1 protein-coding gene is annotated in these 1,146 nt (G+C 48.0%); it reads right to left on the bottom strand.

The annotated features are described in order from the left end of the window. On the bottom strand, positions 1 to 1,146 hold a 1,146-nt coding region (locus CLFS41_RS30025; RefSeq protein WP_045091649.1), incomplete at both ends, for an MBG domain-containing protein.

The following is a 1,146-nucleotide window of genomic DNA, read 5'->3' as shown; positions in this document are numbered from 1 at the left end:
TGTTGCTGTGTGGCTTTCCATCATAGCTGAAGCTTTCGCTTGCTGCTGTAATGGTTACTTCCTTTGGTGTTACGCTTAAGGTTCCGTTCTGAGGTGTGATCTTGTACTTAGCCGTCACATCCTCATCACCGTTCATTACCTTATAGCCTTCCCTCACGGAATTGTTTCCTTCATGTGTGTCTGCTACATTAATTACACTTCCGACTGCTTCCGCTACCAGACGATCACCCATTTCCAGAGTTCCTTCTGTCACGGTCACTCCTGCATTGCTGTGCTCGGTTCCGTCATACGGGAAGCTCTCGCTTGCTGCTGTAATGATGATCTCAACCTGCTCGCCGTATTCCATTGTCAGGCTTCCATTTACATACTGCACGTTGTAATTGCTTTCCTTACCACTTGTAAATGTATGGTTCACCACCTTGTTTTCCACTGGACTCTGACTCGGATATTTGATGCTTCCTTCAACAACTGCCCTCAGCCCATCTCCACCAAGCAGTCCTTCAACTTTATAGCCCGGATTGCTATGACTCTTTCCATCATATTTATAATCCTTACTGTCTGCTGTGATCGTTACATCCTTTGGTGTTACGGTCAAGGTTCCGGGCTGAACTGTGATGCTGTATTTCTCTGTCACATCCACGCTTCCGTTCATCACCTTGTAGCCGTCCTTCACAGGGTTGTTACCAGTGGATGTATCTGCTACATCAGTCACGGTACCGGTCGCTTCTGCTACCAGGTAATCTCCTTCTGCCAGAGTTCCTTCTGTTACGGTTACTTTTGCATTGCTGTGCTCAGTTCCGTCATATGGGAAGCTCTCGCTTGCTGCTGTGATGGTGATCTCAACCTGCTCGCCGTATTCCATTGTCAGGCTTCCGTCTACGTACTCCACTTTGTAGTTACTATACTCACCGCTGGTGAATGTATGGCTTACCACCTTGTTTTCCACCGGACTCTGATCCGGGTACGTGATGCTTCCCTCTACCACTGCACTTATGGCATCCGTTCCTATCATTCCGGTCACTTCATATCCACTATTGCTGTGTGGCTTTCCATCATAGCTGAAGCTTTCGCTTGCCGCTGTGACCGTTACTTCCTTTGGTGTTACGGTCAAGGTTCCGGGCTGAACTGTGATGCTGTATTTCTCTG

Origin of the sequence: Clostridium sp. FS41, assembly GCF_000954015.1 — a bacterium.
Classification (GTDB): Bacteria; Bacillota; Clostridia; order Lachnospirales; family Lachnospiraceae; genus Enterocloster; species Enterocloster citroniae.
Note: the sequence above shows the minus strand (reverse complement) of the source record. Positions and strands in the feature narration are given on the sequence as shown.